At 59.4% G+C, this 1,668-nt stretch carries 1 protein-coding gene and 1 pseudogene; one reads left to right on the top strand and one right to left on the bottom strand.

All coding sequences use genetic code 11. The annotated features are described in order from the left end of the window. Positions 1 to 69: 69 nt before the first annotated feature. A pseudogene (gene ppgK / locus ACFQ50_RS24495) lies at positions 70 to 878 on the top strand (polyphosphate--glucose phosphotransferase). A 232-nt stretch (positions 879 to 1,110) separates the two neighbouring features. Here ppgK and ACFQ50_RS24490 read toward each other — a convergent pair. Further along, positions 1,111 to 1,452: an Imm8 family immunity protein gene (locus tag ACFQ50_RS24490; protein ID WP_377998224.1), complete on the bottom strand. Its 342-nt coding sequence runs from the start codon at positions 1,450 to 1,452 to the stop codon at positions 1,111 to 1,113. Between the last annotated feature and the right edge of the window lie 216 nt (positions 1,453 to 1,668).

The following is a 1,668-nucleotide window of genomic DNA, read 5'->3' as shown; positions in this document are numbered from 1 at the left end:
ACCGGGTCGGCGGGCTTAACCCGCAGCCCGGCGCCTGGCCGGGATTGCAGGAATCGATCCGGCAGCCGCATGCCCGAAGCCGCATCGGCCATTTCAGGACAGGAACACATGAACGCTCCAGTTATCGGCATTGACATTGGAGGCACCGGAATCAAAGGAGGCCTCGTAGACCCAACAAGAGGCAAACTCCTAGGCGAACCTCTGTGGGTTCCAACGCCTCGGCCAGCAACCCCCAGAGCCGTTGCCCAGGCCGTTGTGCTACTTGTGGCCGACGTGTCGGTTTATCCAGAAGCTCCGGCAACCGATTCGCCCGTGGGTGTAACATTCCCGGGCATCATCGGCCATGGCGTGGTCCACTCCGCAGCGAACATGGACAGAAGTTGGCTGAGCACCGACATCAACGATCTCCTGACCACCCGGCTGGGACGGCGGGTGGAGGTCATTAATGACGCCGACGCCGCCGGTCTTGCCGAAGCCCGCTACGGCGCCGGGGCTGGAGTTTCCGGGGCAGTCCTCGTGATCACACTGGGTACGGGCATCGGGTCCGCGCTCATCTTTAACGGGCAACTCGTGCCGAACCTCGAGCTCGGACACCTGGAAGTTGAAGGCTGCAGAGCCGAAACAAGGACGTCCGCCGTGGCGCGTGAACGGGACGAACTTTCCTGGGAAGAGTACAGCGTCCTGCTGCGCGTTACTTCTCGCACGTGGAATTCCTGCTGTCACCCGAACTCTTCATCGTCGGTGGCGGCATCTCGCAGCGCGCAAAGGACTACTTACCTAACCTCAAACTCCAGACCCCCATCGTGCCCGCGGTTTTCCGCAATGAAGCGGGCGTCGTCGGGGCAGCGATCCAAGCGTTTGCACCCGGACCCTGTTGATTGGGAAGCAGCAGCGCTGGGCCCGCCTCAGCCAGCCAGCGCCCCTTACCTGAACCTGCGAGCCCAAAGGAACCTGCCTGGCCCGCCATATGCCCCGTTGCGTGATGGAAATCCTTGCCGATATTCAACTGGCGCGGAAGTCTCGCTAGGACTCGGATCACCAGTCCGACAAACGTCATCCGCCTGCCTCATATGCGGCGCAGTCGGTCTGCCATCTGGACCCAACCCTAAATCACATCATTCTCCCGGGAGCTTCCCAAGGATCCGGAGACCAGTATGTATCCGACATACTGAACTCCGACCTCCCGAAGCGTTCTAATGCAAGGTCCAGCTCTCCCCATGATTCGGCGGACACCTGAGCAACGGCAGACCGAAGAAACGACTCGATATTGCGTCGGTCGAACTTTGCAACGATCACCTGCCCATGTCCGGCTACGCAGGGCTGGAAGTTCATCCGGAGGGTGAGTTCATCTATCGTTGTCACGGCTACCTCGTACCGAAGAACAGCAGCCTGCCCGCGCGATGACACGTACATCGCTAGGAGAGTCGGGAAATCAGGGGCCAGCGTTGTCATCCTCGATATCGAGCCACTTAAACTGCCTTACCTCCGCGAACATCATCTCGATCCCCTTTCCAGACTGCATACGGTCTGTCATGAAAGCGTAATAGAGCTCTCAGGCCACATAGAATCTCAAGTTGCGGATGGTATCGCTTTCAGGGCACCCTTGGCTTCACTTTACTGATCCCTGTAGGCCTGAAACTTTGTCCCTTTTTTGGACGGACAGAGGGC

Origin of the sequence: Arthrobacter sp. NPDC056493 (assembly GCF_042795115.1) — a bacterium.
Lineage (GTDB): Bacteria > Actinomycetota > Actinomycetes > Actinomycetales > Micrococcaceae > Arthrobacter.
The sequence above is the reverse complement of the archived record's forward strand: the minus strand, read 5'-3'. Positions and strand labels throughout refer to the sequence as shown.